25 protein-coding genes are annotated in these 26,896 nt (G+C 64.6%); 10 read left to right on the forward strand and 15 right to left on the reverse strand.

The genetic code is table 11. From position 1 onward, the window contains the following. Nucleotides 1-30: 30 nt before the first annotated feature. A complete protein-coding gene (locus HWE04_RS15295; RefSeq protein ID WP_241812922.1) occupies nucleotides 31-1,671 on the reverse strand; it encodes an acyl-CoA synthetase in 1,641 nt (546 codons plus the stop codon). Between the two features lie 180 nt (nucleotides 1,672-1,851). Here HWE04_RS15295 and HWE04_RS15300 point away from each other — a divergent pair, with 180 nt between their 5' ends. The 3 genes from HWE04_RS15300 to hisC all read left to right on the forward strand — a co-directional run bounded on the left by HWE04_RS15300 (nucleotide 1,852) and on the right by hisC (nucleotide 4,448). After that, on the forward strand, nucleotides 1,852-2,526 hold the full coding sequence (locus tag HWE04_RS15300; protein ID WP_077237306.1) for a Crp/Fnr family transcriptional regulator: 675 nt from the start codon (nucleotides 1,852-1,854) through the stop codon (nucleotides 2,524-2,526). Between the two features lie 83 nt (nucleotides 2,527-2,609). Next, nucleotides 2,610-3,272: a hypothetical protein gene (locus HWE04_RS15305; protein ID WP_241812924.1), complete on the forward strand. Its 663-nt coding sequence runs from the start codon at nucleotides 2,610-2,612 to the stop codon at nucleotides 3,270-3,272. Between the two features lie 93 nt (nucleotides 3,273-3,365). Continuing rightward, nucleotides 3,366-4,448, forward strand: coding sequence for a histidinol-phosphate transaminase (hisC, locus tag HWE04_RS15310; protein WP_241812925.1), 1,083 nt, complete (start codon nucleotides 3,366-3,368; stop codon nucleotides 4,446-4,448). An 18-nt stretch (nucleotides 4,449-4,466) separates the two neighbouring features. Here hisC and HWE04_RS15315 read toward each other — a convergent pair whose 3' ends face one another. Together HWE04_RS15315 and HWE04_RS15320 are read right to left on the reverse strand one after the other, a co-directional pair. Then, a complete protein-coding gene (locus tag HWE04_RS15315) occupies nucleotides 4,467-5,675 on the reverse strand; it encodes a YbfB/YjiJ family MFS transporter (RefSeq protein WP_241812926.1) in 1,209 nt (402 codons plus the stop codon). 89 nt (nucleotides 5,676-5,764) lie between these two features. Then, complete coding sequence (locus HWE04_RS15320) at nucleotides 5,765-6,364, reverse strand: HD-GYP domain-containing protein (protein ID WP_006464601.1); 600 nt, start codon at nucleotides 6,362-6,364, stop codon at nucleotides 5,765-5,767. Nucleotides 6,365-6,632: 268 nt separating this feature from the next. Between HWE04_RS15320 and HWE04_RS15325 the strand changes: the two genes are divergently transcribed. Further along, nucleotides 6,633-7,793 carry an MFS transporter gene (locus HWE04_RS15325; protein ID WP_241812928.1) on the forward strand — a complete coding sequence of 387 codons (1,161 nt, stop codon included), beginning with the start codon at nucleotides 6,633-6,635 and terminating at the stop codon, nucleotides 7,791-7,793. Nucleotides 7,794-7,852: 59 nt separating this feature from the next. After that, complete coding sequence (locus tag HWE04_RS15330) at nucleotides 7,853-8,548, forward strand: alpha/beta fold hydrolase (protein WP_241812929.1); 696 nt, start codon at nucleotides 7,853-7,855, stop codon at nucleotides 8,546-8,548. A 109-nt stretch (nucleotides 8,549-8,657) separates the two neighbouring features. On the opposite strand, the gene HWE04_RS15335 is transcribed toward HWE04_RS15330, so the two are convergent. Next, entirely contained in the window at nucleotides 8,658-8,927 is a 270-nt protein-coding gene (locus tag HWE04_RS15335) for a hypothetical protein (protein WP_241812931.1), read from the reverse strand. Nucleotides 8,928-9,292: 365 nt separating this feature from the next. Beyond that, nucleotides 9,293-10,267: an NAD(P)H-dependent flavin oxidoreductase gene (locus HWE04_RS15340; RefSeq protein ID WP_102664155.1), complete on the reverse strand. Its 975-nt coding sequence runs from the start codon at nucleotides 10,265-10,267 to the stop codon at nucleotides 9,293-9,295. 291 nt (nucleotides 10,268-10,558) lie between these two features. On the opposite strand from HWE04_RS15340, the gene HWE04_RS15345 reads away from it, so the two are divergent. Beyond that, nucleotides 10,559-10,714 carry a hypothetical protein gene (locus tag HWE04_RS15345; protein WP_166757989.1) on the forward strand — a complete coding sequence of 52 codons (156 nt, stop codon included), beginning with the start codon at nucleotides 10,559-10,561 and terminating at the stop codon, nucleotides 10,712-10,714. A 163-nt stretch (nucleotides 10,715-10,877) separates the two neighbouring features. Here the strand turns inward: HWE04_RS15345 and HWE04_RS15350 are convergent, their stop codons facing one another. From HWE04_RS15350 to HWE04_RS15390, 9 genes are all read right to left on the reverse strand, one after another. After that, entirely contained in the window at nucleotides 10,878-11,786 is a 909-nt protein-coding gene (locus tag HWE04_RS15350) for a hydroxymethylglutaryl-CoA lyase (protein WP_241812933.1), read from the reverse strand. Nucleotides 11,787-11,847: 61 nt separating this feature from the next. Then, nucleotides 11,848-12,357, reverse strand: a complete 510-nt coding sequence (locus tag HWE04_RS15355; protein ID WP_006464595.1) for a YbaK/EbsC family protein — start codon at nucleotides 12,355-12,357, stop codon at nucleotides 11,848-11,850. Nucleotides 12,358-12,450: 93 nt separating this feature from the next. After that, entirely contained in the window at nucleotides 12,451-13,380 is a 930-nt protein-coding gene (locus HWE04_RS15360; protein WP_241812934.1) for an MBL fold metallo-hydrolase, read from the reverse strand. Between the two features lie 19 nt (nucleotides 13,381-13,399). After that, the gene (locus HWE04_RS15365; protein ID WP_241812935.1) at nucleotides 13,400-15,427 is read right to left on the reverse strand and encodes an acetyl/propionyl/methylcrotonyl-CoA carboxylase subunit alpha; all 2,028 of its coding nucleotides are present in this window, start codon (nucleotides 15,425-15,427) and stop codon (nucleotides 13,400-13,402) included. Between the two features lie 22 nt (nucleotides 15,428-15,449). After that, nucleotides 15,450-17,084, reverse strand: a complete 1,635-nt coding sequence (locus tag HWE04_RS15370; protein WP_241812936.1) for a carboxyl transferase domain-containing protein — start codon at nucleotides 17,082-17,084, stop codon at nucleotides 15,450-15,452. 58 nt (nucleotides 17,085-17,142) lie between these two features. Next, the gene (locus HWE04_RS15375; RefSeq protein WP_241812938.1) at nucleotides 17,143-17,559 is read right to left on the reverse strand and encodes a YchJ family protein; all 417 of its coding nucleotides are present in this window, start codon (nucleotides 17,557-17,559) and stop codon (nucleotides 17,143-17,145) included. Beyond that, on the reverse strand, nucleotides 17,559-18,161 hold the full coding sequence (locus tag HWE04_RS15380; RefSeq protein ID WP_077234819.1) for a 2-hydroxychromene-2-carboxylate isomerase: 603 nt from the start codon (nucleotides 18,159-18,161) through the stop codon (nucleotides 17,559-17,561). The genes HWE04_RS15375 and HWE04_RS15380 overlap by 1 nt, the downstream gene beginning before the upstream one ends. A gap of 36 nt (nucleotides 18,162-18,197) precedes the next feature. After that, a complete protein-coding gene (locus HWE04_RS15385) occupies nucleotides 18,198-19,382 on the reverse strand; it encodes an isovaleryl-CoA dehydrogenase (protein WP_006464589.1) in 1,185 nt (394 codons plus the stop codon). Between the two features lie 90 nt (nucleotides 19,383-19,472). Further along, nucleotides 19,473-19,901 carry a MerR family transcriptional regulator gene (locus tag HWE04_RS15390; protein WP_077234820.1) on the reverse strand — a complete coding sequence of 143 codons (429 nt, stop codon included), beginning with the start codon at nucleotides 19,899-19,901 and terminating at the stop codon, nucleotides 19,473-19,475. A gap of 194 nt (nucleotides 19,902-20,095) precedes the next feature. On the opposite strand from HWE04_RS15390, the gene HWE04_RS15395 reads away from it, so the two are divergent. Next, nucleotides 20,096-21,160, forward strand: coding sequence for an MBL fold metallo-hydrolase (locus HWE04_RS15395; protein WP_241812940.1), 1,065 nt, complete (start codon nucleotides 20,096-20,098; stop codon nucleotides 21,158-21,160). A 101-nt stretch (nucleotides 21,161-21,261) separates the two neighbouring features. Here HWE04_RS15395 and def read toward each other — a convergent pair whose 3' ends face one another. Next, nucleotides 21,262-21,780 (reverse strand): peptide deformylase, encoded by a 519-nt coding sequence (gene def / locus HWE04_RS15400; protein WP_182993352.1) that lies wholly within the window; start codon nucleotides 21,778-21,780, stop codon nucleotides 21,262-21,264. A 291-nt stretch (nucleotides 21,781-22,071) separates the two neighbouring features. Here def and dprA point away from each other — a divergent pair, with 291 nt between their 5' ends. From dprA to HWE04_RS15415, 3 genes are all read left to right on the forward strand, one after another. Then, a complete protein-coding gene (gene dprA / locus HWE04_RS15405) occupies nucleotides 22,072-23,229 on the forward strand; it encodes a DNA-processing protein DprA (RefSeq protein ID WP_241812942.1) in 1,158 nt (385 codons plus the stop codon). Nucleotides 23,230-23,316: 87 nt separating this feature from the next. After that, on the forward strand, nucleotides 23,317-23,793 hold the full coding sequence (locus HWE04_RS15410) for a DUF494 family protein (protein ID WP_006464584.1): 477 nt from the start codon (nucleotides 23,317-23,319) through the stop codon (nucleotides 23,791-23,793). Nucleotides 23,794-24,173: 380 nt separating this feature from the next. Then, nucleotides 24,174-26,846 carry a DNA topoisomerase III gene (locus tag HWE04_RS15415; RefSeq protein WP_241812944.1) on the forward strand — a complete coding sequence of 891 codons (2,673 nt, stop codon included), beginning with the start codon at nucleotides 24,174-24,176 and terminating at the stop codon, nucleotides 26,844-26,846. The last annotated feature ends 50 nt before the right edge of the window (nucleotides 26,847-26,896 follow it).

Below are 26,896 nucleotides of genomic sequence, written 5' to 3' on the forward strand. Positions count from 1 at the left end.
TGCAAGCCTCAGTGAAGGTACCGACGCGCCTCAGACGTTGATGGCGCTGTCCGACTTCATCCGCTTGCGCAGTTCGAACTTCTGGATCTTGCCGGTAGAGGTCTTGGGCAACGGCCCGAAGTAGATCGCCTTGGGCACCTTGAAGCCGGCCAGGTGGCCACGGCAGAACTCAGCCAGTTCAGCCGCGCCGATGTCGGCACCTTCCTTCAGTTCGACAAAGGCGCAGGGGGTCTCGCCCCATTTCTCGTCCGGCTGTGCCACCACGGCAGCCGCCAGTACGGCCGGGTGACGGTAGAGCACGTCTTCCACTTCCACGCTGGAGATGTTCTCGCCCCCGGAGATGATGATGTCCTTGCTGCGGTCCTTGATCTTGATGTAACCGTCGGCATTCATTACGCCCAGGTCGCCGGTGTGGAACCAGCCGCCGGCGAAGGCTTCGTGCGTGGCCTTGTCGTTCTTGAGATAGCCCTTCATGCAGATGTTGCCGCGGAACATGATCTCGCCGATCTCCTCGCCATCGGCGGCCACTGCTTCCATGGTGTCCGGCGAGAGTACCGTCACGCCACTCTGCAGGTGGTAGCGCACGCCCTGGCGCGACTTCAACACCGCCCGCTGGTCCACCGACAGGCCGCTCCAGTCATCCTGCTCGGCGCAGACCGCCGCCGGCCCGTAGACCTCGGTCAGGCCATAGACGTGGGTCAGTTCGAACTGCATGGCCTCCATCTTGGCCAGCACGGCCGCTGGCGGCGGTGCCCCGGCCACCATCGCCTTGACCGGACCGCGGATGCCGGCGCGCCAGCCCTCGGGCGCATTGGCCAGCGCCGCATGGACGATGGGCGCGGCGCAGTAGTGGGTGATGCCATGTTCGGCGATCAGGTCGAACACCAGTTTGGGATCGAACTTGCGCAGGCAGACGTTCACGCCCGCGCGTGCGGCGACCGTCCACGGGAAGCACCAGCCATTGCAATGGAACATCGGCAGCGTCCACAGGTAGACCGGGTGCTTGGGCAGGTCCCATTCGAGGATGTTGGACACCGCATTCAAGGCCGCGCCACGATGGTGATAGACCACCCCCTTGGGGTCGCCAGTGGTGCCGGAGGTGTAGTTCAGGGCAATCGCATCCCATTCGTCGGCCGGCATCTGCCAGTCAAACTGTTCGTCACCGCTGGCCAGCAGGGCTTCGTACTCCAGGTGGCCGAAGCGTTCACCCGCCACCGGTGGCGGGCCCAGTTCATCAAAGACTTCGACGATCTTCAGCGCCGGCAATTGCGTGCGCAACTGCTGTGCCAGTGCGGCGAATTCGCTGTCGATCAGCAGTACCCGTGCTTCTCCATGGCGCAGCATGAAGACGATGGATTCGGCGTCGAGCCGGATGTTGAGCGCGTTGAGCACGGCGCCGGCCATCGGTACGCCGAAGTGCGCCTCCACCATCGCCGGGGTATTGGGCAGCATGGCTGCCACGGTGTCGTTCTTGCCCACGCCCAGGCCTTGCAGGGCGCTGGCCAGTCGGCGCGTGCGGCGGTAGGTCTGGTCCCAGTCCTGGCGCAGTGCGCCGTGGATGATGGCGGTGCGCTTGCCATAGACGGCGGCGGCACGCGCGATGAAATCGATGGGGGTGAGGGCCGCGTAATTGGCGGTGTTGCGGCCGAGGCCGGTGTCGAAATCTGCCATGTCTGTCTCCTAGCGGCGGGGATGGTGGGGCGGCGGCCTTGTGCATTTTTTATCAGCCGCAGATCAGTTCTCTAGGGTAGCACTGAAGCCGGCTTGCGCTTTGTCATCACGACGACAAGGCTGACATGCGACAATGTCCGGCGTTTTCCTCCTTCCCCCAAGCCCCTCATGAGCAGCAAGATGGCGCAGCTTCTGCAGCAATACGACTGGTTCGCCGCCCTGTCGGCCGAACATCGTGCGCTGGCGGCCGCGACCACGCAATTGTCGCGCTTTGCCGCCGATGCCTTCGTGGCCCGGCGGGGCGAGCGCTCTGATTACTGGATCGGCGTGCATGAGGGCCTCATCAAGCTGGCGGTCTACAACATCGACGGCCGCAGCAGCACGCTGTCGGGCGTGCCCGAGGGCGGCTGGTGCGGCGAGGGCAGCGTGATCAAGCGCGAGCCGCGCCGTTATGACGTCATCGCCATCCGCGCCTCGCAGATCCTGCTGGTGCCGGCTGATACCTTCCATCGCCTGATGGCCGAGAGCCTGCCCTTCAATGCCTTCGTGATCGGCCAGCTCAACGAGCGCATGGGCCAGTTCATCGCCACCGTGCAGAACGAGCGTCTGCTGGATGTGGATGCCCGCGTGGCACAGGCGATTGCGCAACTCTTCCATCCCATGCTGTATCCACGTACCTCCAAGGTGCTGGAACTGTCGCAGGAAGAGATCGGCCTCCTGACTGGTCTGTCACGCCAGCGCGTGAACCAGGCCATGCGCCACCTGGCCGAACTGGGGCTGGTAGAGATTTCCTACCAGAGCATCCGCGTGGTCGACCTCGATGGCCTGCGCGCCTTCGGCATGGCCTCGCTATGAGGCGGCGCAGCCTGTCACCGCAACGACAGTCTGGCGGCCAGGCCTGGCATACCATCGGTCGACCTTCCCGCAACTGAATTCCCATGGCCATCGTCACCCACCATCACCTGCAATTGCGCGAACTGCGTTTCGCCGCGCCGGCGCGGGTGCGGGTGTGGAAGGGCGCAGCCACGCTCAGGAGCGGCAATGTCACTATCGAACTGAGGGAGGGCGAGAGCTTTACCGTCCCGTCCTTCGTGCGCTTCTCCTGCCTGGCCCATCCGCGCATGGCGGCGCAGGGCATGCGTCCGGCCGTCTGGTCGCTGGCGCTGGAGACGCAATCCCCGGCCGACATGGAAAGCGCGGCCGATGCCAGCAAGCCCCATGCACGTCGCCTGGCCGCCGCGATCTTCGCGCGACCTGCCGCCGACTGGCGCGCCGAGGGCATTGCCCGTGATTGGCAGATGAGCCCGGCGCGCCTGCGCGCGCTGCTTTTTGCCGAAGGGGAATCGTTGCGCAGCCTGGTGCGCGAGCAGCGCGTGGCCTGGGTCCTGGCCGGGCTGGCGCGCATGGAAGATGCCGGTGCACCGCCTGCGGCGGCCGGATTTGCCTCGCTGGCGGCACTGCAGCGGGCTTGCCAGGAAGCCATCGGGTTGCCGCCGGAGATTGCCCGGCGCGCCATCTCCCTGCTCAGCAGCACGCCCGTGCAGGTCGCACCGTCGCGCCAGGACGAGGCGCGCAAGCCGCGCTACCGCCCCTATTTCTGAGATTTCCGAGGTGCAGTCCGCCGCCCGGCGGCAAGTTTGCTACCATCTGCGCTTTCCCTCAATTCTGTGTGGCCCGCTGCGGGCCGATTTCTCATGAGCAAGTTCTGGAGCCCCATCGTCAGCCGCCTGACGCCCTACACCCCCGGCGAACAACCCAAGATCGCGCGCCTGGTCAAGCTCAATACCAACGAGAGCCCGTATGGTCCGTCGCCGCTGGCGCTGCAGGCCATCGCCCGTGAAGTCAGCGACAGCCTGCGCCTGTATCCCAATCCGGATGCCGAGCCGCTCAAGCTGGCCATCGCCCGCCGCCATGCCGCCGACGGCATCAGCGCGCGCGAGGTGTTCGTGGGCAATGGCTCCGACGAAGTGCTGGCGCATGCCTTCCAGGCCCTGCTGCAGCATGGCAAGCCCATCCTGTTCCCGGACATCACCTACAGCTTCTATCCGACCTATGCCGGCCTGTACCAGGTCGAGTATCGCGCCGTGCCGCTGGCCGAGGATTTCACGCTGCGCGCCGACGACTACATCGGCCAGGGCGAGGCCATCGGCGGCATCATCTTCCCCAACCCGAACGCGCCCACCGGCTGCCTGCTGGGACTGGACCAGATCGAGCGCATCCTGCAGGGCAATCCGGAGCGGGTGGTGGTGGTTGATGAGGCCTATATCGATTTCGGCGGCCAGAGCGCCATCCCGCTGGTGCAGCGCTATCCCAACCTGCTGGTGGTACAGACCTTCTCCAAGTCGCGCGCGCTGGCCGGCATGCGGGTCGGTTTTGCCATCGGCCACGCCGACCTGATCGATGCACTGGAACGGGTCAAGAACAGCTTCAACTCCTATCCGCTGGATCGTCCGGCGATTGCCGGCGCCACCGCCGCCATCGAGGACGAGGACTACTTCCAGAAGACCTGCGGCATGGTCATCGCCAGCCGCACCGCCCTGGTGGCGCAGCTGGAAGGCCTGGGTTTCCAGGTCCTGCCGTCGGCGGCCAACTTCGTCTTCGCGCGTCATCCGCGACACGATGCGGCCGTCCTGGCGGCGGCGCTGCGCAGCGACGGCATCATCGTGCGTCACTTCAAGACCGAGCGCATCAAGCAGTTCCTGCGTATCACCATCGGTACCGATGCGGATTGCGCCACGCTGGTGGAGGCACTGGGGCGCCATCTGGGGCAACAGTAAGTCCGCCGTCCCCAAACCTTAGCTGAGCGGCCGCTGGCGCCACGCCACCAGGGACCCGGCCAGCAGCATCAGGGCGGAAAACACCAGTCCGCGTTGCAGCCCGCCGGCACCATCGGCGATCCAGCCGACGATGGACGGACCGATGATCTGCCCGACCGCGAAGACGATGGTGAAGGCGCTGATGCCGGCCGGCCAGTCCGAGGGTGGCAGGTTGTGGCGCACCATGGCGGTGGTCGAGGCCACTGCGGAGAGGAAGCATCCCCCGAAGAGCAGGCCGGAGGCGAACACTGCCACCGTCGCGTTCGTCGTGGCCGGCAGCAGCGTGGCCACGCACAGCAGGCCGTTGAGGATGGCCAGCGACTGCCCGCCACGGAAGCGGTCCAGCATGCGCGCCCAGATGCGCGAGGATGCAAAGGTGGCTGCGCCCAGCAGCGCAAAGAAGAGCGTGATGCGCGCCGGTGCCATGCCTTCTTCCTTGAGCAGGGCGATCACGAAGGTCATGTAGCCGATATAGCCGAGCCCGAAAAAGAGATAGCCGACCAGCCCATACTGCAGGGAGCGCGCCCGCCAACGACTGGGGCCGGCCGCCTGCGCCGGGCTGGTCGGCATCAGTGCTGCCGGCAAGGCCATGACGATGCTGGCCACCAGTGCCAGCAGGCCCAGCAGTATCCACGCCCATTGCCAGGGATGGGCCGCGCCCTGCGCCAGGGCGGTGTCCATCACGGGCGGCACCAGCAATGAGGCGGCGACGATACCGATGCCGGTGCCACCGTAGTAGAGCCCCAGCAGCAGGCCCGCACGTTGCGCATGCAGCGCTGCCAGGCGGCTGACCAGCAATCCCCCCGAGACGAAGATGAGCGCACTGGTCACGCCGGTGACCATCCGCAGCAGCAGTTGCAGCACCGTGTCCGTGGTCAGGGCCGGCAGGAAGGACAGCAGCGCCGTTCCGAAGGCACCCGCGATGAGCACCCGATGTGCCTGGTAGCGGCGCATCAGCATGGGTGTCAGCAGTGCCCCCAGCAGGTAGCCCAGGGCATTGCCGGTATTCATGCCGCCGGCCACCAGATAAGGCCAGCCGAGGTCGGCGCGCATCGGCGCCAGCAGCAGGGCGTAGGAAAAGCGCGCCAGGCCCAGTGCCACGGCGGTGCCAAGCGACAGGGCCAGGGCAGTCAGGATGGGGTGGCGCAGGATGAAGGGTGAGGGCGCATGCGCAGCTTGGCTGGTCATGGGATGGCGTCTCCGGGCGGTCTTGTTATGGCGCCCAGTGTAGCCGATGCAGCAGGGAGATATGCGCTGAGGCGGGCGGAGGCGTTGGCTCAGTTGGCGATGGGGCGCCAGTTGTGTTCCTGTACCACGTGCAGACAGGCATCCACCACCACCGGGTCCAGGCGGCTGCCGCGTTGACGCTGGATTTCTTCCAGCGCCACGGCCATGCCCAGCGACTTGCGGTAGGGGCGGTCGGCCGACATCGATTCGACGATGTCGGCAACGGTCAGGATGCGCGATTCGAAGGGCAGGGCGTCGCCGCTGATGCCACGCGGATAGCCGCTGCCGTCGAGGTATTCATGGTGGCACCAGACGATCTCGGCCAGGTTGAAGGGGAAGCTGATCTTGTTGAGCATCTCGTAGCCGAATTGCACGTGGGTCTTGAGCACGCCATATTCGTCGGCCGTGATGCGGCCCGGCTTGGTAAGCAGTTCCAGCGGTATCCTGGCCTTGCCGATGTCGTGCACCTGGGCCGCCATGTGCAGCACGTCGATGCGCTCGGCGGGCAGGCGCAGATGCCGCCCGATCATCACCGCCAGCTCGGCGGTCTGGTCTTCGTGATTGGGCGTATAGCCGTCAGTGAGCCGATGCATGGCGATCAATGCATCGATGACTTCCTGATAGATCTTGTTCGGTTCTGAAACTGGCATTCCTGTCCCTGCGAGATTGCAGCCGCCGGCAGCGTCGGTCGCTCAGAGTGCGGTTCGATCCGTGATCTGCAAGGCGGCATGCGCCCTTCTTGCAAGCTGGCAGGTTCGTTGGCTTCTGAATGGCCACCCTGGGGGTGGCCCTGCACCGCGGTGTCCGACAGCGCATGACGATGCGCTTTCCCGGTTGTCGGATAATAGCGGTTTGCAATACTGAAACTCATTTCAGGAAAGAAATGATTTTTGCGCAGTTTACATTCCTGACTTATCGATGACAACCAAGCCGTCCCCTTCCCATCCTGCTTCTCCGTCCCGCCTGATCTGGCGCAAGTTTGCCATTCCCCTGTTTTTCCTGCTGCTGGGAATCGTCTTTGCCACCTGGGCCGCACGCATTCCCGCCATCCGGGACCATCTGCAGCTGGACGCGGCCACGCTGGCGCTGGTGCTGTTGTGCGGCGGGATTGGCGCGGTCGGTTCGTTCCCGCTGGCGGCCTGGATCACCGGGCACTATGGCGCGCGCCACAGCACCCTCTACGCCGGCCTGGCGTTGCTGGTGTCGCTGCCGCTGCTGGGTCTGGCGCCGGGGCTGGCGAGCCTGATGCTGATCTGCACCCTGTACGGCGCAGCCTCCAGTTGCTTCGACGTCGCCATCAATGCGCTGGGTGCGCAGGCCGAACGCGATGCCGGGCGGCCCATCATGTCGATGCTGCACGGCTGGTTCTGTGTGGGGACCTTCTCGGGCGCGCTGATTGCCAGTGCGGTGGCGGGGCTGGGCATCGCACCGGTCTGGCATTTCCTGCTGGTGGCGGCGCTGTTCCTCTATCCCCTGTACGCGGCCTACGTGGCCTTGCCCGACGACCGCCCGGAACACGATCCGCAGCGCAAGCTCTTCGCGGTACCGCATGGCCATCTGGTGGTGCTGGGGGTGATCGCTTTTTGCGGGGCCATCGTCGAGGGTTCGGTGGCCGACTGGAGTGGCATCTACATGAAGGACCACATCGGCGCCAGCGATGGCAGCACGCCGCTGGCCTATGCCGCCTTCGCCGGCATGATGCTGATCATGCGCATGGTCGGTGACAGTCTCAAGGCCCGTTACGACGCGCGCCGGGTGGTCTGGATCGGCACCCTGGTCGCCAGCGCCGGCATCGCGCTGGCGGTGGTCGCGCCCGGCATGGCCGTGGCCATCCTGGGGTTTGCCATTGCCGGCACCGGCGTGGCGGCGGTGTTTCCCTTCGTCTTCAGTGCCGCTGGCCGACATGGCTCGACAGCATTGGCAGCGGTGGCCACGCTGGGCTACAGCGGCAGCCTGATCGGACCGCCGGTGTTCGGCTTCCTGGCGCATGGCTGGGGTCTGCAGGCGGCGCTGGCGCTGCTGGGCGTGCTGTGCCTGGCCATGGCCGGCTCCAGCCGACGCGCGCTGTGGCTGCAGTAGATGGCGCGGGCGCCTACAATAGCGCCTCTCTTGAAACAACGGATGCAAGGAATATCACGATGCGCAACCTGGTCCTGCTGCCGGGCTTCATGCTCAATGAACACCTGTGGGACGACATGCGGGACGATCTCGCCACGCTGGGGTCCCTGACCTTTGGCGACCTCGGCCAGGATATCGGCATCCAGGCCATGGCCGATGCGGTCCTGCGTCAGGCGCCGGAGCGCTTCGTGCTGCTGGGGTTTTCCATGGGCGGCTTCGTGGCCCAGGCAATTGCCCTGAAGGCGCCTGAGCGTGTGCTGGGGTTGGGGCTGCTCAACACCTCTTCACGCCCGCAGACCGAGCGTGAATCGCAAGGCACGCTGGCCCAGCTCGACATGGCCCAGCGTACGCCCTTCAAGGGCCTGACCTCGAGGGCGCTGGCGTCGTCCCTGCATCCGGCACGGAGCACCGATCGCACGTTGCTGGACCGGCTGCAGTCCATGGCACTGGCCAACGGCAAGGAAGTCTTCCTGCGCCAGCTGCAGACCCTGCGCGACAGCAATGCGGAAGAACTGCAGCAGTTGCAGTGCCCGGTCCTCATCGTCAGTAGTGACGAAGACAAGTTGCGCAGCGTGGAGGAATCGGAAGAGATGGCGCGACGGATACCGCAATCGCGCCTGGAGATCATCGGCGATAGCGGTCACATGACGCCGATGGAAAAGCCGCAGGAATTGTTTGCCATCCTCTCGGACTGGATTACGCGTTCGGGACTGTAGGTCCTTAAGTCCCTAAGTCCCGCTCCCGCCCGGATGCGCGGGATGCGGGCATTGCGCCCGCACTTCGTCCCGCCTGCTGTTCCTGGGGCCCTCTTGGTCTCGGGCCTGCTCAACCTTCGTCGAGCTCCTTGCGCGGGGCGCCGGCTGCCCGGCCGCCCGCACCCTTGTTGACTTCGTCCAGACCGCCGGTGCCGCGCAGGTCGGTATCGACCTGGCCCTTGCGGATATCGTCGTAGGCCTGGCGAATTTCCGGGCGGTCTACGGCATGGCCGCTGCGCGCCGGGTCCTGACGGTCTGCATTCTGGTCCTGCTCATGGGGCAGTCGGGGTTTGTCGTGTTTGGGATGACGATCTTTTCTGGTTCTCAGGAAGCTGGTCATGTTGGGGTCCTCGCATCAAATGGTTGACTCTTCTTTTGCCGCAGGGCCGGCGCCGGGGAGCTTGAGTACAGTGGCTCACGAGCTCATCGGCTACCTTGCGCATGCTCGAAGCGAACAAATACGACCGGGCCTCGCACAAGAAGTGCCGCCAGTTACAAGGCAGGATGCAAAATAGGAATTTGTCCGACAGAGGATTCGTACAGGCCGCGCCGCAAGGGCGCGGCAGGGCGATGAACTCGTCCGTTGGATGCGCCAGGACTGGGCGCGTTCCCCCGCGCTGGTGCAGGCTTGCACAAAAAGGGAAAGGCGGATGGAGTCACCCATCCGCCTTGTCCTGAACCACCACGACGTCGCGTTGCAGGTTCCTACAGCGCCAGTCGCGTACGTGCGGCGTGATATTCAGCCTCCAGCCGATCCACCATCTCGGCCACACCAGGCACGTCGTCCATCAGCCCCACGCCCTGGCCAGCGCCCCAGATATCGCGCCAGGCCTTGGCCTTGCTGCCGCCGCCGGAGCCGAAGTTCATCTTGGTCTTGTCGGCCTCGGGCAGGTTGTCCGGGTCCAGCCCGGCGTTGACGATGGACTTCTTGAGATAGTTGCCGTGCACCCCCGTGAAGAGGTTGGTGTACACCACATCGGCCGCGGAGGAGTCGACGATGGCCTGGCGATAGGCCTCATCGACATTCGATTCGCGCGTGGCCAGCCAGCGCGATCCCATGTAGGCGAAGTCGGCGCCCATGGCCTGCGCGGCCAGCACGGCGTCGCCCGTGGCAATGGCACCCGACAGCACCAGCGGCCCCTGGAACATCTTGCGCACCTCGCCTACCAGCGCAAAGGGCGACAGCGTCCCGGCATGGCCGCCAGCGCCGGCCGCCACCAGGATCAGGCCATCGACCCCGGCTTCCAGCGCCTTTTCGGCATGGCGCAGGGAGATCACGTCATGCAGCACGATGCCGCCATAGCTGTGCACGGCATCGAGCATCTCCTGCGGAGGCGCGCGCAGGCTGGAGATGATGATGGGGACCTGATGCTTGACGCAGGTGGCCACGTCCTGGGCCAGACGGTCATTGGACTGGTGCACGATCTGGTTCACCGCAATCGGACCGACCTTGCGTTCCGGGTGCTGCGCCTGCCACTGCGCCAGTTCTTCCTGCAACTGGGTCAGCCAGACATCGAGTTGCTCCGCCGGACGGGCGTTGAGCGCGGGAAACGAACCGACCAGCCCGGCCTTGCACTGGGCCGCGACCAGCGCGGGACCGCTGGCGATGAACATGGGCGAGCAGATGATGGGCAGGCGCAGATCTTGCAATGCTTTGGGGTAAGCAGGGGCTGGTGGCATGGTCGTCTCTCGTTGGTTGTCGTTATATCAAGGCACAAGGCCGCTTTTGTCGGACGATTATAGGATAAAAGTCGAAAAAATATAACGATCGTGCTTTTTGTTGCGCGAATGGGAAATTTCAGGAAATTATTTATATGATTTACTGTCTTATCCCGACCATGTGCTATGTTTTCCACAAGCCTGGCGTAAAACAGGCCACGCAGGCGCCACCGGGGGCGTGTTGCGGGTCCGGCTCAGCCGGAAGGGCCATGCCCGAGTTTCATCAGCCGTCAATTGTCGCAGGGGGGAATCATGCAAAACTTCGATCTGGTCAACGTCCTCATCATCGTCCTGGCTGCCGTCGCATTGATCGCCGGCGCTGTGCTGCACAAACGCGCCTTGAAGAAGGCGCTGATCGAGGCCGACAAGTTGCCGGTACGCGGATTGCGTCGTTATCGTCAGCAGTGAGCTGTGAGCAATCGCAATAAGGAATAGGCAATGGCGCGGTGGCTGCTCAAGGCAGCCCCGCGCCATTCTGCTTGCCGGGTGTCAGTCGCTCAGTATGACCACTGCAGCTGAGGCGACTGTCCAACAGCGCTGACTCAAACCGGCCCGCCTCACCCCACTCACCTCACCTCGCCCGCTTCGCCGCAATCGCATTGCCCGCGCGGCTGACCGACCTGCGTCCCAGGTGTTGCGAGATGAACTGTCCCGCATCGACCACCGCATCCAGGTCCACCCCCGTCTCTATCCCCAGCCCGTTCATCATGTACAGCACATCCTCGGTGGCGACATTGCCGGTTGCGCCCTTGGCGTAGGGGCAGCCGCCCAGGCCGGCCACGGAGGCGTGGTAGATGCTGATGCCGACCTGCAGGCTGGCGTAGATGTTGGCCAGCGCCTGTCCGTAGGTATCGTGGAAGTGGCCGGAGAGTCCTTCGATGTGGAACTCGCGGATCGCCGTTTCCATCACCGGACGTACCTTGTCCGGTGTGGCCACGCCGATGGTGTCGGCAATGTCGATCTCGTCACAGCCCAGTTCGCGGAAGCGCCGGACGACATCGGCCACCGCCTCCAGCGGGACCTCGCCCTGGTACGGGCAGCCGAAGGCGCAACTGACCGCCGCACGCAGGCGCTTGCGGTGGGCCTTGGCGGCCTTGGCGACTTCGGCGAAACGGTCGATGGATTCGGCGATGGAGCAGTTGATGTTCTTCTGCGAAAACGCTTCCGAGGCCGCGCCAAAGATCACCACCTCATCCACGCCCGCTTCCAGCGCCGCCTCGAAGCCCTTCATATTGGGCACCAGCGCCGAATAGACCACGCCCGGCTTGCGCGTGATGCCGTGCATGACCTCGGTCGAGGTCGCCATCTGCGGCACCCATTTGGGCGAGACGAAGGAGGCCGCTTCCACATTCGGGAAACCCGCCGCCGTGAGACGGTCGACCAGTTCGATCTTGATCGCGGCGGAAATGGTTTCCTTCTCGTTCTGCAGACCGTCGCGGGGTCCGACTTCGACGATCTTCACTTTCTTGGGCAGGTTCATCTGGCTTGTCTCCGTTGGCTGTGTTCGTGGGAATTCTTGTTCTGGTCTGGTTCAGTTGGGATCAGGCTGCGGTCGGCGCGGCATCCAGTCGCACGTCGCTGACGGCGCCGCCGGTCATTTCCTGCAGTTGGGCGGCGGTCAGGTTGAAGACGGCATGCGGGTGGCCGGCGGCGGCCCAGACGCTGTCGTAGTTGAACAGGTCGCGGTCGATCAGCATCACCGGCTTGACGACGTGGCCGACCGGGCAGACGCCACCGATGGCGTAGCCGGTGTTGTCGCGTACGAAGCGGGCATCGGCCTTGCCCAGCGGGCCGACCAGGGCGGTCACCTTGGCTTCGTCGACGCGGTTGGCGCCGCTGGCGATGACCAGCACCGGTGCATCGTCGGCCACACGGCGGAAGATGATGGACTTGGCGATCTCGGCCACGCTGCAACCGACGGCGGCGGCGGCTTCAGCCGAGGTGCGGCCGGTCGAGGGCAGCATCACGACCGGTTTGTCATGCCCCATGCCGGCCAGCAGGTCGGCGACGCGTTGGGCGGAGGAGGGCAGGGGTGCGGCGGTGTCGTTCATGGGTCGGATCGGATCAAACGCGGTAGGTAGATGGAGCGGGAAATGATAACAGCATGGCCGCCACGCTTCAGGCTGCCGCGGCGGTCAGCGTGCTTACCGGTCCAGCAGGAACACGCCGTCGCTGTGCGCCGCGCCGGCCCTTTCCAGTTGCGCCACGCACCAGCGCGACAGGGCGACGTCGTCCATCTGCAGGAAGCGTTCATTGGTGATGCGCAGCAACGGGATGTCGTGCATCATCGCCGGCAACTGCTCCAGCGGGATGCGGCCACGTTCCAGCAGCAGGAACTTGACCAATACCTTGATGCCGTTATGGGCGTTGCGCAAGGGATCGGCCTGCAGGTAGTCCAGCCGCGAGAAGGCCTTGTCCAGGGCGTCGTCGATGTCCTGGAAGGGGGCGCCATGGCCGGGGATGACGGTACGCACGTCGAGCGTGCGGATCAGCTCCAGCGTGGCGCGCGCTTCGTCGAATCCGGATTCGCCATCCAGCTCGGGAAAGATGATGCCGAAGCCATTGCGCCACAAGGCATCGGCCGAGATCAGCACGCCTTCCTGCGCGCAGTAGAACAGCAGCGCATGCGGATCATGTCCGGGAGCGGCCAGCGCCTGCCAGTCCAGGTCGCCCATGCGCAACACGTCGCCACTGGCGATGGTCTGCGACGCCGTGAAACGCGGGCAGCGCTGGCCGGTGGCGCGGTAGCTGAGGGCGTCCTCGTCCCAGTGGCGCACCTTGTCCGCCTCGGGGGCGGGGATGGCGATGCGGCAGCCATGGGCTTGCTGCAGGGCGGCATTGCCGCCGCAGTGGTCGGAGTGCAGATGGGTGTTGACCAGCAGGGCCAGCTCGTCCCGACCGCGCTGGGACAGCACGTGCCGTACCAGCGTCAGGGTCTGTTCGGCATGGCTGACGTAGCCGCTGTCGATCATCGCCACTTCGTCGCGGCCGAACAGCAACACGTTGTTGGAGGACAGCCAGCCCCGCTCCAGCACATGGATGGAGGGGGCCACGTGTAACACGGGAGCATTCATGGCAAGCTACCCGGCGCGCTCAGGCGGCCTTGAATTCCAGCAACTGCGCGCCCTCGCTCACCTGGTCGCCAACCGCATAGAGCAGGTCCTCGACCACACCGGCAGAGGGCGCGGCGATGGTGTGCTCCATCTTCATGGCTTCCATGATGAGCAGGGGCGCACCCTGGGCCACGCTGGCGCCCTTCTGTACCAGCAGGGCGACGATCTTGCCGGGCATGGGGGCGGTCAGGCGGCCGCCCTCGACTTCGCTGTGGCCGGCATGGGCCATGGGGTCGAGATGGCGCAGGCTGCGCTGTCCCTGGCCATCGAAGACGTGCAGCCATTCGCCTTCTCGCTGGACCTCGGCGCGCAGCGTGCGGCCATCCAGCGAGACCAGTAGGCCGTTCTGGTCGCTGGGGTCGAAGGCCAGCGTATGCGTGCTGCCGTCGGCAAGCAGCGTCCAGTGCCGGCCGTCGCCGGCGTAGTCCAGTTGCACCGTCGTCGGTCCGGCTTCGTCCTCGAAGTCCAGGCTGCGCAGCAGGCGGGTGTTGAGTCGCCAGCCGCTGGTGTGTGCCCAGGGGTCAGTGTCGCTGCTCGCCTGGTGCTCCTGCTGCAGGATGGCGGCGGTGGCCAGCGCCAGGGTGTCGATACCGGGCCGCACGGGTGCCGGGAACAGGCTGTCGCGATGACGTTCGATCAGGCCGGTATCGAGGTCGGCAGTGGCGAAGGCCTGACCGGCAATCAGGCGTTGCAGGAAGCCGATATTGGTGGCCAGCCCCACCACCTGGTACTGCGCCAGCGCACGCGCCATGTTGCGCAGGGCGGCGTCGCGGTCGGCGCCCCAGACGATGAGCTTGGCGATCATGGGGTCGTAGAAGGGCGAGATGGCATCGCCCTCGCGCACGCCGGAATCGATGCGTACCGGCGCCGGCTGCCCGGCACCATTCTCGCCCAGGCGGAACTCCACCGCCGCGGCGCTGCGCATGCGGGTGAGGGTACCGATGGAGGGCAGGAAGCCCTTCTCGGGATTCTCCGCATAGATGCGGGCTTCGATGGCGTGGCCGTTGATGCGCAGTGCATCCTGCTTCAGCGGCAGCGCCTTGCCTGCGGCTACGCGCAGTTGCCATTCCACCAGATCGAGGCCGGTGATCATTTCGGTGACGGGATGCTCCACCTGCAGCCGGGTATTCATTTCCATGAAATAGAAACTGCCATCCTGGCCGCTGCTGTAGTCGGCGATGAATTCCACCGTGCCGGCACCGACATAGCCGACGGCGCGGGCCGCGGCCACCGCCGCTTCGCCCATGGCAGCGCGGCGGCCGCAGCTCATGCCGGGGGCCGGGGCTTCTTCCAGGACCTTCTGGTGACGGCGCTGCACGGAGCAGTCGCGTTCGAACAGATAGACGCAGTTCCCCTGGCCGTCGGCGAAGACCTGGATTTCGATGTGGCGTGGCCGGGTCAGGTATTTTTCGACCAGCACGCGGTCGTCGCCGAAGCTGGAGATCGCCTCGCGCTTGCAGGAGGCCAGCGCGGCCTCGAAGTCTTCCGAACGCTCGACCACGCGCATGCCCTTGCCACCGCCCCCGGCGCTGGCCTTGAGCAGCACCGGGTAACCGATGCGGTCGGCCTCGCCACGCAGGAAATCGCTCTCCTGGCGCTCGCCGTGGTAGCCCGGTACCAGTGGCACGGCAGCGGTTTCCATCAGCGCCTTGGCGGCCGATTTGGAGCCCATGGCGCGGATCGCCGAGGCCGGTGGGCCGATGAAGACCAGCCCGGCGTCGGCGCAGGCCTGGGCGAACTCGGCGTTCTCGGAGAGGAAGCCGTAGCCCGGATGGATCGCCTGGGCCCCGGTAGCCAGGGCGGCGGCGATGATCTTGTCGGCGCAGAGATAGCTTTCCTTGGCCGGAGCCGGCCCCAGGCGCACGCTCTGGTCGCAGGCCTGGACGTGCTTGGCGCGGGCGTCGGCGTCGGAATAGACGGCCACCGTGGCGATGCCCAGGCGACGTGCGGTAGCGGCCACGCGGCAGGCGATTTCGCCGCGATTGGCGATCAGGATCTTGTTGAACATGGTGTCTCCTCGGTGGCGTGGCTCAGATGCGGAAGACGCCGAATCGGGTCTCTTCGATGGGGGCGTTGAGCGCCGCCGACAGGCCCAGCGCCAGCACATGGCGGGTATCGGCGGGGTCGATCACGCCGTCGTCCCACAGTCGCGCCGAGGCGTAGTAGGGATGGCCCTGGCTTTCGTACTGGGCGCGGATGGGTTCCTTGAAGGCGGCCTCTTCCTCGGGGCTCCAGCTGCCGCCGCGGGCTTCGATGCCGTCGCGCTTGACGGTGGCCAGCACACTGGCGGCCTGTTCACCGCCCATCACCGAGATGCGTGCATTGGGCCACATCCACAGGAAGCGCGGCGAGAAGGCGCGGCCGCACATGCCGTAGTTGCCCGCACCGAAACTGCCACCGATGATGACGGTCAGCTTGGGGACCTTGGCAGTGGAAACGGCGGTGACCATTTTTGCACCGTGGCGGGCGATACCCTCGTTCTCGTACTTCTTGCCGACCATGAAGCCGGTGATGTTCTGCAGGAAGATCAGCGGGATCTTGCGCTGGCAGCACAGTTCGATGAAGTGGGTTCCCTTTTCGGCGGCCTCCGAGAAGAGGATGCCGTTGTTGGCGATGATGCCTACCGGCATGCCATGCAGGTGCGCGAATCCGCACACCAGGGTGGTGCCGTAGCGGGCCTTGAATTCATCGAACGCGCTGGCATCGACGATGCGGGCGATGACCTCGCGCACGTCGAAGGGCTTGCGGGTATCGGTGGGGATGACGCCATACAGTTCCTGGGCCGGGTAGCGCGGTTCCACGCTCTCGCGCAGGGCCAGTTGCTGCGGCTTGCGGCGGTTGAGGTGGCCGACGATGTTGCGGGCGATCGCCAGGGCGTGGGTGTCGTCCTGGGCCAGGTGATCGGCCACGCCCGACAGGCGCGTATGGACGTCGCCGCCGCCCAGCTCCTCGGCGCTGACCACCTCGCCGGTGGCGGCCTTCACCAGCGGCGGGCCGGCCAGGAAGATGGTGGCCTGGTCCTTGACGATGATGGACTCGTCGCTCATGGCCGGGACATAGGCGCCGCCAGCAGTGCAGGAGCCCATCACCACGGCGATCTGGGCAATGCCCTTGGCCGACAGGTTGGCCTGGTTGAAGAAGATGCGGCCGAAGTGGTCGCGGTCCGGGAAGACCTCATCCTGGTTGGGCAGGTTGGCACCGCCGCTGTCGACCAGATAGATGCAGGGCAGGTGGTTGAATTCGGCGATCTCCTGCGCGCGCAGGTGCTTCTTGGCCGTCATCGGGTAGTAGGTGCCGCCCTTGACGGTGGCGTCGTTGCAGACGATCACGCATTCCTGACCGGCCACGCGGCCGATGCCGGTGATGATGCCGGCCGAGGGGGCGGCATCCTTGAGATTACCGTCGCGATCCTTCTCGCGGTACATGCCGTAGGCGGCCAGTTGCGACAATTCCAGGAAGGGCGTGCCGGGGTCCAGCAGCATCTGCACGCGCTCGCGCGGCAGCAGCTTGCCGCGGGCCAGGTGTTTTTCGCGGGCGGCCTGGCCGCCACCTTCGGCGATGGCAGCGACCTTCTGGCGCAGGTCGTCCACGATGCGCTGCATGGCGTCGCGGTTGTGCTGGAATTCTTCGCTGCGCGGGTTGAGCTTGCTTTCAATCTGCGGCATGGTGGTCTCTCGTCTCTCTGTTTTAGTTTCTTGTTGTGGCGCCGTGGTGCAGAAAACCTCAGCCTTCGGGGAAGCTGCCGTCCACGTAGTACCAGCGCATCTGTCCCTCGCCATCGGGCTGTCGCACGAAGTTGCTGATCTCGTGCAGGCGGTGGGCCTTGCCGCCCACCTTGAAGCGCGCTACGAATTCGACCGTGGCGGCATCGCTGCCGGCAGCGTGCTGGTGCTTCTTGATCTCCAGGCCGATCCACTTGACGTCGGTCTCGCTGGTGAGCTCTTCGTCCGGCAATGTCTCGGGGAACCAGGTGGCGCGCAGGTAGGCTTCGTCGCGCAGGGCATAGGCGCTATAGCGCGAGCGCATCAGCAGCTCGGCCGTGGCCGGCACCTGGCCGCCGGTGATGAAGCGGCCACAGCATTTGTCGAAGCTGGGCTGGCCGCAGGGGCAGGGGCCAGCCTTGTCTTTCTTGTTGCTCATCAGATCTTTCCGTTTTTCAGCAGGGCTTCCAGTTGGGCGAAGCGGTCGAAGCCCCAGAATTGTTCGCCATCGGCGATTACGAAGGGGGAGCCGAACACACCGGCCTTGCCGGCCGCCTCGGTGGCCTGGCGCAGTTGGTCCTTCAGTTCGGGAGAGCCCAGGGCGGCCTCCAGCGCGGCGCGGTCGATGCCCAGATCGGCGGCGATGCGCAGCACGTTGTCGGTGACGCTGATGTCGATGTCTTCGGTGAAGTAGGCGCTGTAGAGGGTCTTGATCAACTCGACCGCCTTGGCCGGCTGCGTCTGCTGCACCCACAGCGTGGCGCGGGCGGCGACCTGGCTGCCGATGGGGAAGTTGCTGGGGGCCTTGTAGAAGATGTTGTGGAAGCGGGCGGTGCGCTCCATGTCATGGCGCGAATACTCGCCCTTGACCGGGATGTTGACCAGCGAATTGGTGCCCAGGGTCTTGAAGATGGGGCCCAGCAGGATCGGGTGCCAGCTGACGGCGCGACCGTAGCGCGCGGCCAGCTTGTCGATCTCGACGGCACCGAAGTAGCCGTAGGGGGAGCTGAAGTCGAAGTAGAAATCGATGGAGGTGCTCATGATGTTCCGTGCGGTTGAAGAGGGGGGAGCCGGCAATTACAGCGTGTCGGCAAACAGTTCGCGGCCGATCAGCATGCGCCGGATTTCGCTGGTGCCGGCGCCGATCTCGTAGAGCTTGGCGTCGCGCCACAGGCGGCCGACCGGATATTCGTTGATGTAGCCATTGCCGCCCAGCGACTGGATCGCCTCGCCGGCCATCCAGGTGGCCTTCTCGGCGCTGTAGAGGATGGCACCGGCGGCGTCCTTGCGCAGTGCGCGCACCTTGTCGGCACTGTCGGCGCGGTCGCAGGCCTGGCCCACGGCATAGACATAGGCCTTGCAGGCCATCATGGTGGAATACATGTCGGCCAGCTTGCCCTGCATCAGCTGGAATTCGCCGATGGCCTGGCCGAATTGCTTGCGGTCGTGGACATACGGTACCACCACGTCCATGCAGGCCTGCATGATGCCCAGCGGGCCGCCGGAGAGCACGCTGCGCTCGAAATCCAGGCCCGACATCAGGACGTTGACGCCACGGCCGATGCCGCCCAGGATGTTTTCTTCCGGCACCTCGCAATCCTGGAACACCAGCTCGCCCGTGTGCGAGCCGCGCATGCCCAGCTTGTCCAGCTTCTGCGCCACCGAGAATCCCTTGTAGCCTTTTTCGACCAGGAAGGCGGTCATGCCACGGGCACCGGCATCCAGATCGGTCTTGGCATAGACCACCAGCACGTCGGCGTCGGGGCCGTTGGTGATCCACATCTTGCTGCCGTTGAGCACGTAGCGGTCGCCCTTCTTGTCGGCGCGCAGTTTCATGCTCACCACGTCGGAACCGGCATTGGGTTCGGACATGGCCAGGGCGCCGATGTAGTCACCGGAGATCAGTTTGGGCAGGTATTTGCGCTTCTGTTCTTCGTTGCCGTTGCGCTTGATCTGGTTCACGCACAGGTTGGAGTGCGCGCCGTAGGACAGGCCCACCGAGGCCGAGGCCCGCGAGATTTCTTCCATGGCGATGATGTGGGCCAGGTAGCCCAGGCCGGCGCCGCCGTATTCCTCGGAGACGGTGATGCCCAGCACGCCGAGCTCGCCCAGCTTCTTCCACAGGTCCATGGGGAACTGGTCGCTGCGGTCGATCTCGGCCGCGCGCGGGGCGATCTCGCTGTGCGCGAAGGCGGCCACTGCTTCACGCAGGGCGGCGATGTCTTCTCCGTGGTCGAAACTCAGGCCGGGCAGGTGGATCATGGGTGTCTCCTCGTTGGGTAATTTGTTCTGGTGTTCCGGAGGGGGCGTTCCGGTTGACGTTAACGGCAGATGAATCCGGTTTGCCGGGGCTCAGGCGGCCACGGCCTTGCGTCTGGTCCTGGTGCTACTGCTCCTTGATTTACCCTCGACCAGCAGTTGCCGGCATTCCTCTTCGTGGGCGGCAATCTCGGAGAGGGTCAGTTCCAGGTCTTCGCGCTGCTGCTCCAGCTTTTCGCGATGTTGCTGCAGCAGGCCCAGGAAACGCTGCAATTGCGGCTGCGTATCCTTGGGCGATTCATACATGTCGATCAGGTCCTTGATCTCGGAAAGCGTGAAGCCGAGCCGCTTGCCGCGCAGCGTCAGCTTCAGGCGCGTGCGTTCGCGCGCCGGATAGACGCGATGCCGTCCCCCCACGCCTTCGCGCTTGGGATTGAGGATGCCGTGGTCTTCGTAGAACCGGATCGCACGTGGCGTGATCGCGAATTCTTCTGCCAGTTCGGTGATGGTATAGGTGGGCATAACGACGTGGACGCTGATGGACTTGGGGCTCGAAGGAGTCGGATCGGCCTGGTCTGGCACTTTACGTTAACGTAAAGTATATTGTGCCCTGTCGTCCAGCGGAAATTGCAGCTTGCGCTAGACTGGCGGTCTTTCGTTGTCGCTGGAGCAATGTCCGGCGTCGTTCCTGTCCACGTTCCCGGCCCGGCTCATTGATGAATGCACTTGAATCCCAGCTCGACTACGCCTTCGGCGATACCCTGCCCGACATCGGCCGCACCATGCAGGTCGCGCCCGGTGTGCGCTGGCTGCGCATGGGGCTGCCCTTTGCGCTGAACCACATCAATCTCTGGTTGCTGGAAGACGAGGTGGACACACCGCAGGGCCGGCAGCGCGGCTGGACCGTGGTCGATTGCGGCATCGCCACCGAGGAGACGCGCCAGGCCTGGGAAACCATCTTCGCCGAGGAACTCGATGGCCTGCCCATCGTGCGGGTGCTGGTTACGCATTGCCATCCCGATCACGTGGGCCTGGCCGACTGGCTGTGCCAGCGCTGGCAGGTGCCGCTGTGGATGAGCACCGGCGATTACGCCTTTGCGCGGGTGATGTCGGCGGCCCTGCCGGGTGCCGAGGGGACGGCGGCGACGCCGCATTTCCAGCGCCACGGGCTGGCCGATCCCGAAACAGTCGCCCTGTTGCAGGGGCGCAATAACTATTATCAGGACCTGGTACCGACGGTGCCGCGTGCCTACCACCGGATGCAGGATGGCCAGGCGGTGCGCGTCGACGGGCGTGACTGGGAGGTCATCACCGGGTTTGGTCATGCGCCGGAGCATGTGTCCCTGTACTGCCGTGCGTTGAACGTGCTGATCTCGGGTGACATGGTCTTGCCGCGTATTTCCACCAATGTCTCGGTGTTTGCCATCGAGCCGGAGAGCAACCCGGTGCAGCAGTACTTGGATTCGCTGAAGAAGTACGCGCACCTGCCGGCCGATGCGCTGGTGCTGCCTTCGCATGGCAAGCCTTTCCGCGGCCTGCACACGCGCATCGAACAGTTGAACGATCACCACCGCCTGCGTCTGGCCGAGGTGCTGGAAGCCTGCGCCACGCCGCAGACGGGGGTGGATATTCTGCCGGTGATGTTCAAGCGCCCGCTGGATACGCACCAGTTGTCCTTCGCGCTGGGCGAGGCGGTGGCGCATCTGCACAAGCTCTGGTACGACGGCGCCGTGAAGCGCGTGCTGGGCGAGGACGGGGTGTACCGTTTCGTGGCGGTCTGATCAGAACCATGGCTTGATGCGCAGGGCGCATCAATGCAAAACGCCGGTCGGGGTTGCCCCTGGCCGGCGTTTTGATTTTGTGCTGCAGATGACAAGCGGGCTTAGCCCGCCTTCTTCTTCATCTCGCGTTCTTCCTTCTGCAGCTTGGTCTTGATGCGGTTGCGCTTCAACGGCGAGAGGTATTCGACGAAGACCTTGCCCTTGAGGTGGTCCATCTCGTGCTGGATGCAGACTGCCAGCAGGTCGTCGGCATCGAGTTCGAAGGCCTTGCCGTCGGCATCGAAGGCGCGCACCTTCACGCGTGCCGGGCGTTCCACGCCATCATAGATGCCGGGGACCGACAGGCAGCCTTCATCGTAGACGCGCTTTTCATCGCTGGCCCACAGGATTTCGGGATTGATGAAGACCTGCAGGTTCTTGCCCTCATCGGACACATCGATCACCACCACCTGTTCATGCACGTCGACCTGGGTCGCGGCCAGGCCCACGCCGGGGGCGGCATACATGGTCTCGGCCATGTCGGCCACCAGTTGCTTGATGCGCGCATCGAAGACGGTCACGGGCTGGGCGATCTTGTGCAGGCGCGGATCGGGATAACGGAGGATGTTGAGCTGGGCCATACGTGGTTCTCGGCAATCTTGGAGTTCGGTCCCGGTGGACCTGGATAGTCCGGACCTCGACATTTTGCGAGGCTCCGGGGGATTCGTTTCGGGAATTGTTATTTAAATGTGGCCAGAGCGCGACGCTTCAAGCGCGGCCGCAGCACAATCGTGGGCTTGGTCGCCAGCGCCTGTGCATTGTTGCCCGGTGGCCACCGTGGTGTTCCCGATCAAGATGAAAAGTGTATCACAGCCCGCTCCCCGTTCGCCGCAAGCCCGCGCCGCACGGCGTTGAGCGCGGCACGGTCAATTATGCAAAACAATTTCCCTTTTGATGAGGCGCAGGCCGATTCCGACCACCTCCAGGCCTGGCTGCGACTGGCTTTTGCCGACGGCATCGGGCCGGTGGCGGCACGGCGCCTGCTGGCTGTTTTCGGCCTGCCCGGCCAGATCTGGCAGGCGGATTTTTCCGCACTGTGCGCCGTACTGCCGCCCCGGCAGGCGGCGACCTTGCTGGCACCACCCTCGGGCCGGCAGCGCGAGCGCATGGAGGCCACGCTGGAGTGGTTGCAGTTGCCTGGACGGGCGATCATCACGCTGGCCGATGCCGCCTATCCGGCCAGTCTGCTCAACATTGCCGACCCACCCTTGTTGCTCTACGTACGCGGCAATGCGGGGCTGCTGTGCGCGCCGGCGCTGGCGGTGGTCGGCAGCCGGCATGCCACGACGCAAGGGCGCGAGCACGCGATGCGCTTTTCCGAGGAGCTCAGCCATGCCGGGCTGACCGTCGTCTCCGGACTGGCGCTGGGCATCGATGCGGCCGCGCATGAGGGCGGTCTGCGGGGTGCCGGATCGACGGTGGCGGTGATCGGGACCGGCTGCGATATCGACTATCCGCCGCGCAATCGGGATCTGGCCGAACGCATCGCACAGGGCGGCTGCATCGTCAGCGAATATGCGCTGGGCACGCCACCGCTGTCGGCCAATTTCCCCAGACGCAACCGGGTGATTTCGGGGTTGGCCCAGGCAGTGCTGGTGGTGGAGGCGGCAGCCCGCTCCGGCTCGCTGATCACGGCGCGCATGGCGGCCGAGCAGGGGCGCGATGTGTTCGCCATTCCCGGCTCCATCCACGCGCCGTTGTCCAAGGGCTGTCACCAGCTCATCCGCCAGGGGGCCAAGTTGGTGGAGACGACGCAGGACATTCTCGAAGAATTGCCACAGCGGCAAGCCGTTGCCGGTACTGCGCCGACAGTGGTGGCATCGGCACTTGTCGCGGCCGGGGCGATGGACGATGTCGATCCGGCAAGTCTGCAGGTCATGCGCGCCATGGGACATGATCCGGTCGATGTCGACACCCTGGCGCAGCGCTGCGGTCTGGATGCAGCGGCACTGGCAGCAATCTTGCTAGGACTGGAACTGCAGGGCCGCGTAGAAGTGTTACCTGGCGCACATTACCGGTGCGTAGCATGAAGAAATTAATCCCCGCGCTGCCGCAATTCCTGCCATACTGGACTTGGCTGACTTGTACATTCATAACCTTCGCGATAGAGTACGAACATGTTTGATGTCCTCGTTTACCTGTACGAAACCTACTATCGCCCTGATGCCTGCCCCGAACCGGAGGCCCTGGTCAAGAAGTTGTCCGCGATCGGTTTCGAAGAAGATGAAATTTCCCAGGCACTCGGATGGCTGACTGATCTTGAAGTCGCCAATCACGAATTCGCCGACAACTATCCCCGCCAGACCGCCTTCTCCTTCGGTACCCGTATCTACGCGCGCCAGGAAAGCGACGTGCTCGGCGTGGAAGCCATTGGCTTCATCCAGTTCCTGGAATCGGCCAAGATGCTGGACCCGATGCAACGCGAGATCGTCATCGAACGTGCACTGGCCGCTGGTGAAGCACCCATCACACTGGAAAAGCTCAAGGTGATCGTGCTGATGGTGTTGTGGAGCCAGGGCAAGGAGCCGGACGGCCTGATGTTCGAGGAGCTGTTCCTCGACGAGGACGACACCGAACCGCGCCTGTTGCACTAAGGCAGCTGCGGCGGCTTGCCAGCCTGATATTGCAGCGGCTGCACGGTTGCCATGCTGACAGTGGGCTGACGATAGACATAGCTTATTGCTTCATCCCAAGCTGGATATGCATGAAACTCTGAGACGGCAAGCCCTTGTGCTTGCCGTTTCGTTTGCATCACGCTTATCATTCCCCCGCATTGGCCCGATATTGGCTACTATATAAAAATTCCGTTGTCCACAGGCAATGAAACGCCGGCCGCATGCTCCGCACGCCGCCGCCGCCGGTTTCGACCCTGGGATGGCATGACGTTGTTTCGGAGCGATCCGGCCCCAACTGGGGCTGACCGATCTCCTGGAACACGCCAGCAACCGATCTCTCATTACCGAGACCCATACTTATGAGCAAGACCCTCATCATTGCCGAGAAGCCCTCTGTCGCGAACGACATCGCGAAGACGCTCGGCGGCTTCACCAAGCACGATGAGTATTTCGAATCCGACCAGTACATCCTGTCGTCGGCCGTCGGCCACCTGCTGGAAATCGCAGTCCCCGAGGAATACGACGTCAAGCGCGGCAAGTGGAGCTTCACCCACCTGCCGATGATTCCGCCGCACTTCGCCCTGAACCCCATCGCCAAGACAGAGTCGCGCCTGAAGGTGCTCTCCAAGCTGATCAAGCGCAAGGACGTCACCACCCTCATCAACGCATGTGACGCGGGCCGCGAAGGAGAACTGATCTTCCGCCTGATCGCGCAATACACCAAGGCCAAGCAGCCGGTGAAGCGCCTGTGGCTGCAGTCGATGACGCCGGGCGCCATCCGCGAGGGCTTTGCCCACCTGCGTGATGACGAGGAAATGCTGCCCTTGGCCAATGCGGCGCGCTGCCGCAGCGAGGCCGACTGGCTGATCGGCATCAACGGCACCCGCGCCATGACCGCCTTCAACTCCAAGGAAGGCGGCTTCTATCTCACCACCGTGGGCCGCGTGCAGACGCCGACCTTGTCGATCGTGGTCGAGCGTGAAGAGAAGATCAAGAAGTTCGTCCCCCGCGATTACTGGGAAGTGCACGCCGAGTTCGTCTGCGCCGCCGGCATCTACAAGGGCCGCTGGCTGGACAAGGGCCACAAGAAGGACGAGAACGACCCCGAGAAGCGCCCCGAGCGCCTGTGGAGCCGTGCGGCTGCCGATTCCATCGTGGCCGCCTGCCGCGACAAGCCGGGCAATGTCACCGAGGAGTCCAAGCCGACCACGCAGATGTCGCCGGGCCTGTTCGACCTGACCAGCCTGCAGCGAGAAGCCAACTCGCGCTTCGGCTTCTCGGCCAAGAACACCCTGGGCCTGGCCCAGGCGCTGTATGAAAAGCACAAGGTGCTGACCTACCCCCGTACCGATTCGCGCCACCTGCCCGAGGACTACATCAACACCGTCAAGGACACGATGGAGGCGCTGGCGGAGAACAACAACTACCACCAGTTCTCCAAGCAGATCCTCAAGCAAGGCTGGGTCAAGCCCAACAAGCGCATCTTCGACAACACCAAGATCAGCGACCACTTCGCCATCATCCCGACCACCCAGGTGCCCAAGAACCTGTCGGAACCGGAACAGAAGCTCTACGACCTGGTGACGCGCCGCTTCATGGCGGTGTTCTTCCCGCCGGCCGAGTTCCAGGTGACCACCCGCTTCACGGAAGTGTCGGGCCACCAGTTCAAGAGCGAAGGCAAGGTCATGATCAACCCCGGCTGGCTGGCCATCTACGGCAAGCAGGTCGAGGAAGACGACAAGGACAAGGAAGGCGGCGGCAATCTGGTCGCCGTGGCCCAGGGCGAGAAGGTCAAGACCGACAAGGTGACGGCCAACGGCCTGGTCACCAAGCCGCCCGCCCGCTATACCGAAGCCACGCTGCTGTCGGCCATGGAAGGTGCGGGCAAGCTGGTGGATTCGGACGAGTTGCGCGAGGCCATGGCCGGCAAGGGCCTGGGTACGCCAGCCACGCGTGCGGCCATCATCGAAGGCCTGCTGAACGAAAAGTACCTGCTGCGCGAAGGCCGCGAGATGATGCCCACCGCCAAGGCCTTCCAGCTGATGACGCTGCTGCACGGCCTGGGCGTGGATGAACTGACCGAACCGGAACTGACCGGCGAGTGGGAACACAAGCTGGCCCAGATGGAGCGCGGCAAGATCAGCCGTGACGAGTTCATGCGCGAGATCGCGCAGATGACCCAGATCATCGTCAAGCGCGCCAAGGAATACGACAACGACACCATCCCCGGCGACTACGCGACCCTGCAGACGCCTTGCCCCAATTGCGGTGGCGTGGTGAAGGAAAACTATCGTCGTTTCGCCTGCACCAAGTGCGAATTCTCGATGAGCAAGGTGCCTGGTGGTCGTCAGTTCGAGATCGCCGAAGTGGAAGAACTGCTGCAGAACCGCACCATCGGCCCGCTGCAGGGTTTCCGCTCGAAGATGGGCCGTCCGTTCGCGGCCATCCTGAAGATTTCGCGTGACGAAGAGATCAAGAACTTCAAGCTGGAATTCGACTTCGGCCAGGACCAGGCCGACGGCGAGGGCGGCGAGCCGGTGGACTTCAGCGAACAGACCCCGCTGGGCGCCTGCCCCAAGTGCGGCAGCGGCGTCTACGAGATGGGCCTGGCCTATGTCTGCGAAAAGACCGTGGCCAAGCCCAAGGCCTGCGACTTCCGCAGCAGCCGCATCATCCTGCAACAGGAAATCCTGCCCGAGCAGATGGCCAAGCTTCTCAACGACGGCAAGACCGACCTGCTGCCGGGCTTCATCTCGCAGCGTACCCGCCGGCCGTTCAAGGCCTTCCTGGTCCGCGGCAAGGACGGCAAGATCAGCTTCGAGTTCGAGGAACGCAAAGCCAAGGCGCCGGGCAAGGCTGCTGCAGCCGAAGCCGGTGACGGTGCGGATGAGGCGGTAGCCAAGCCAGCCGCCAGGAAGACGGCGACCAAGACCACGGCCACCAAGACCAAGGCGGCAGCCAAGCCAGCAGCGGCCAAGAAGCCGGCACTGCGCAAGGCCACCCCGAAGAAGGCGGCAGCACCGGACGCCTGATTTTTGCTGGTCTGAAACGACAAAGCCCTCGCACGTCACAGTGCGAGGGC

Origin of the sequence: Herbaspirillum sp. C7C2, assembly GCF_022627865.1 — a bacterium.
Classification (GTDB): Bacteria; Pseudomonadota; Gammaproteobacteria; order Burkholderiales; family Burkholderiaceae_D; genus Herbaspirillum; species Herbaspirillum frisingense.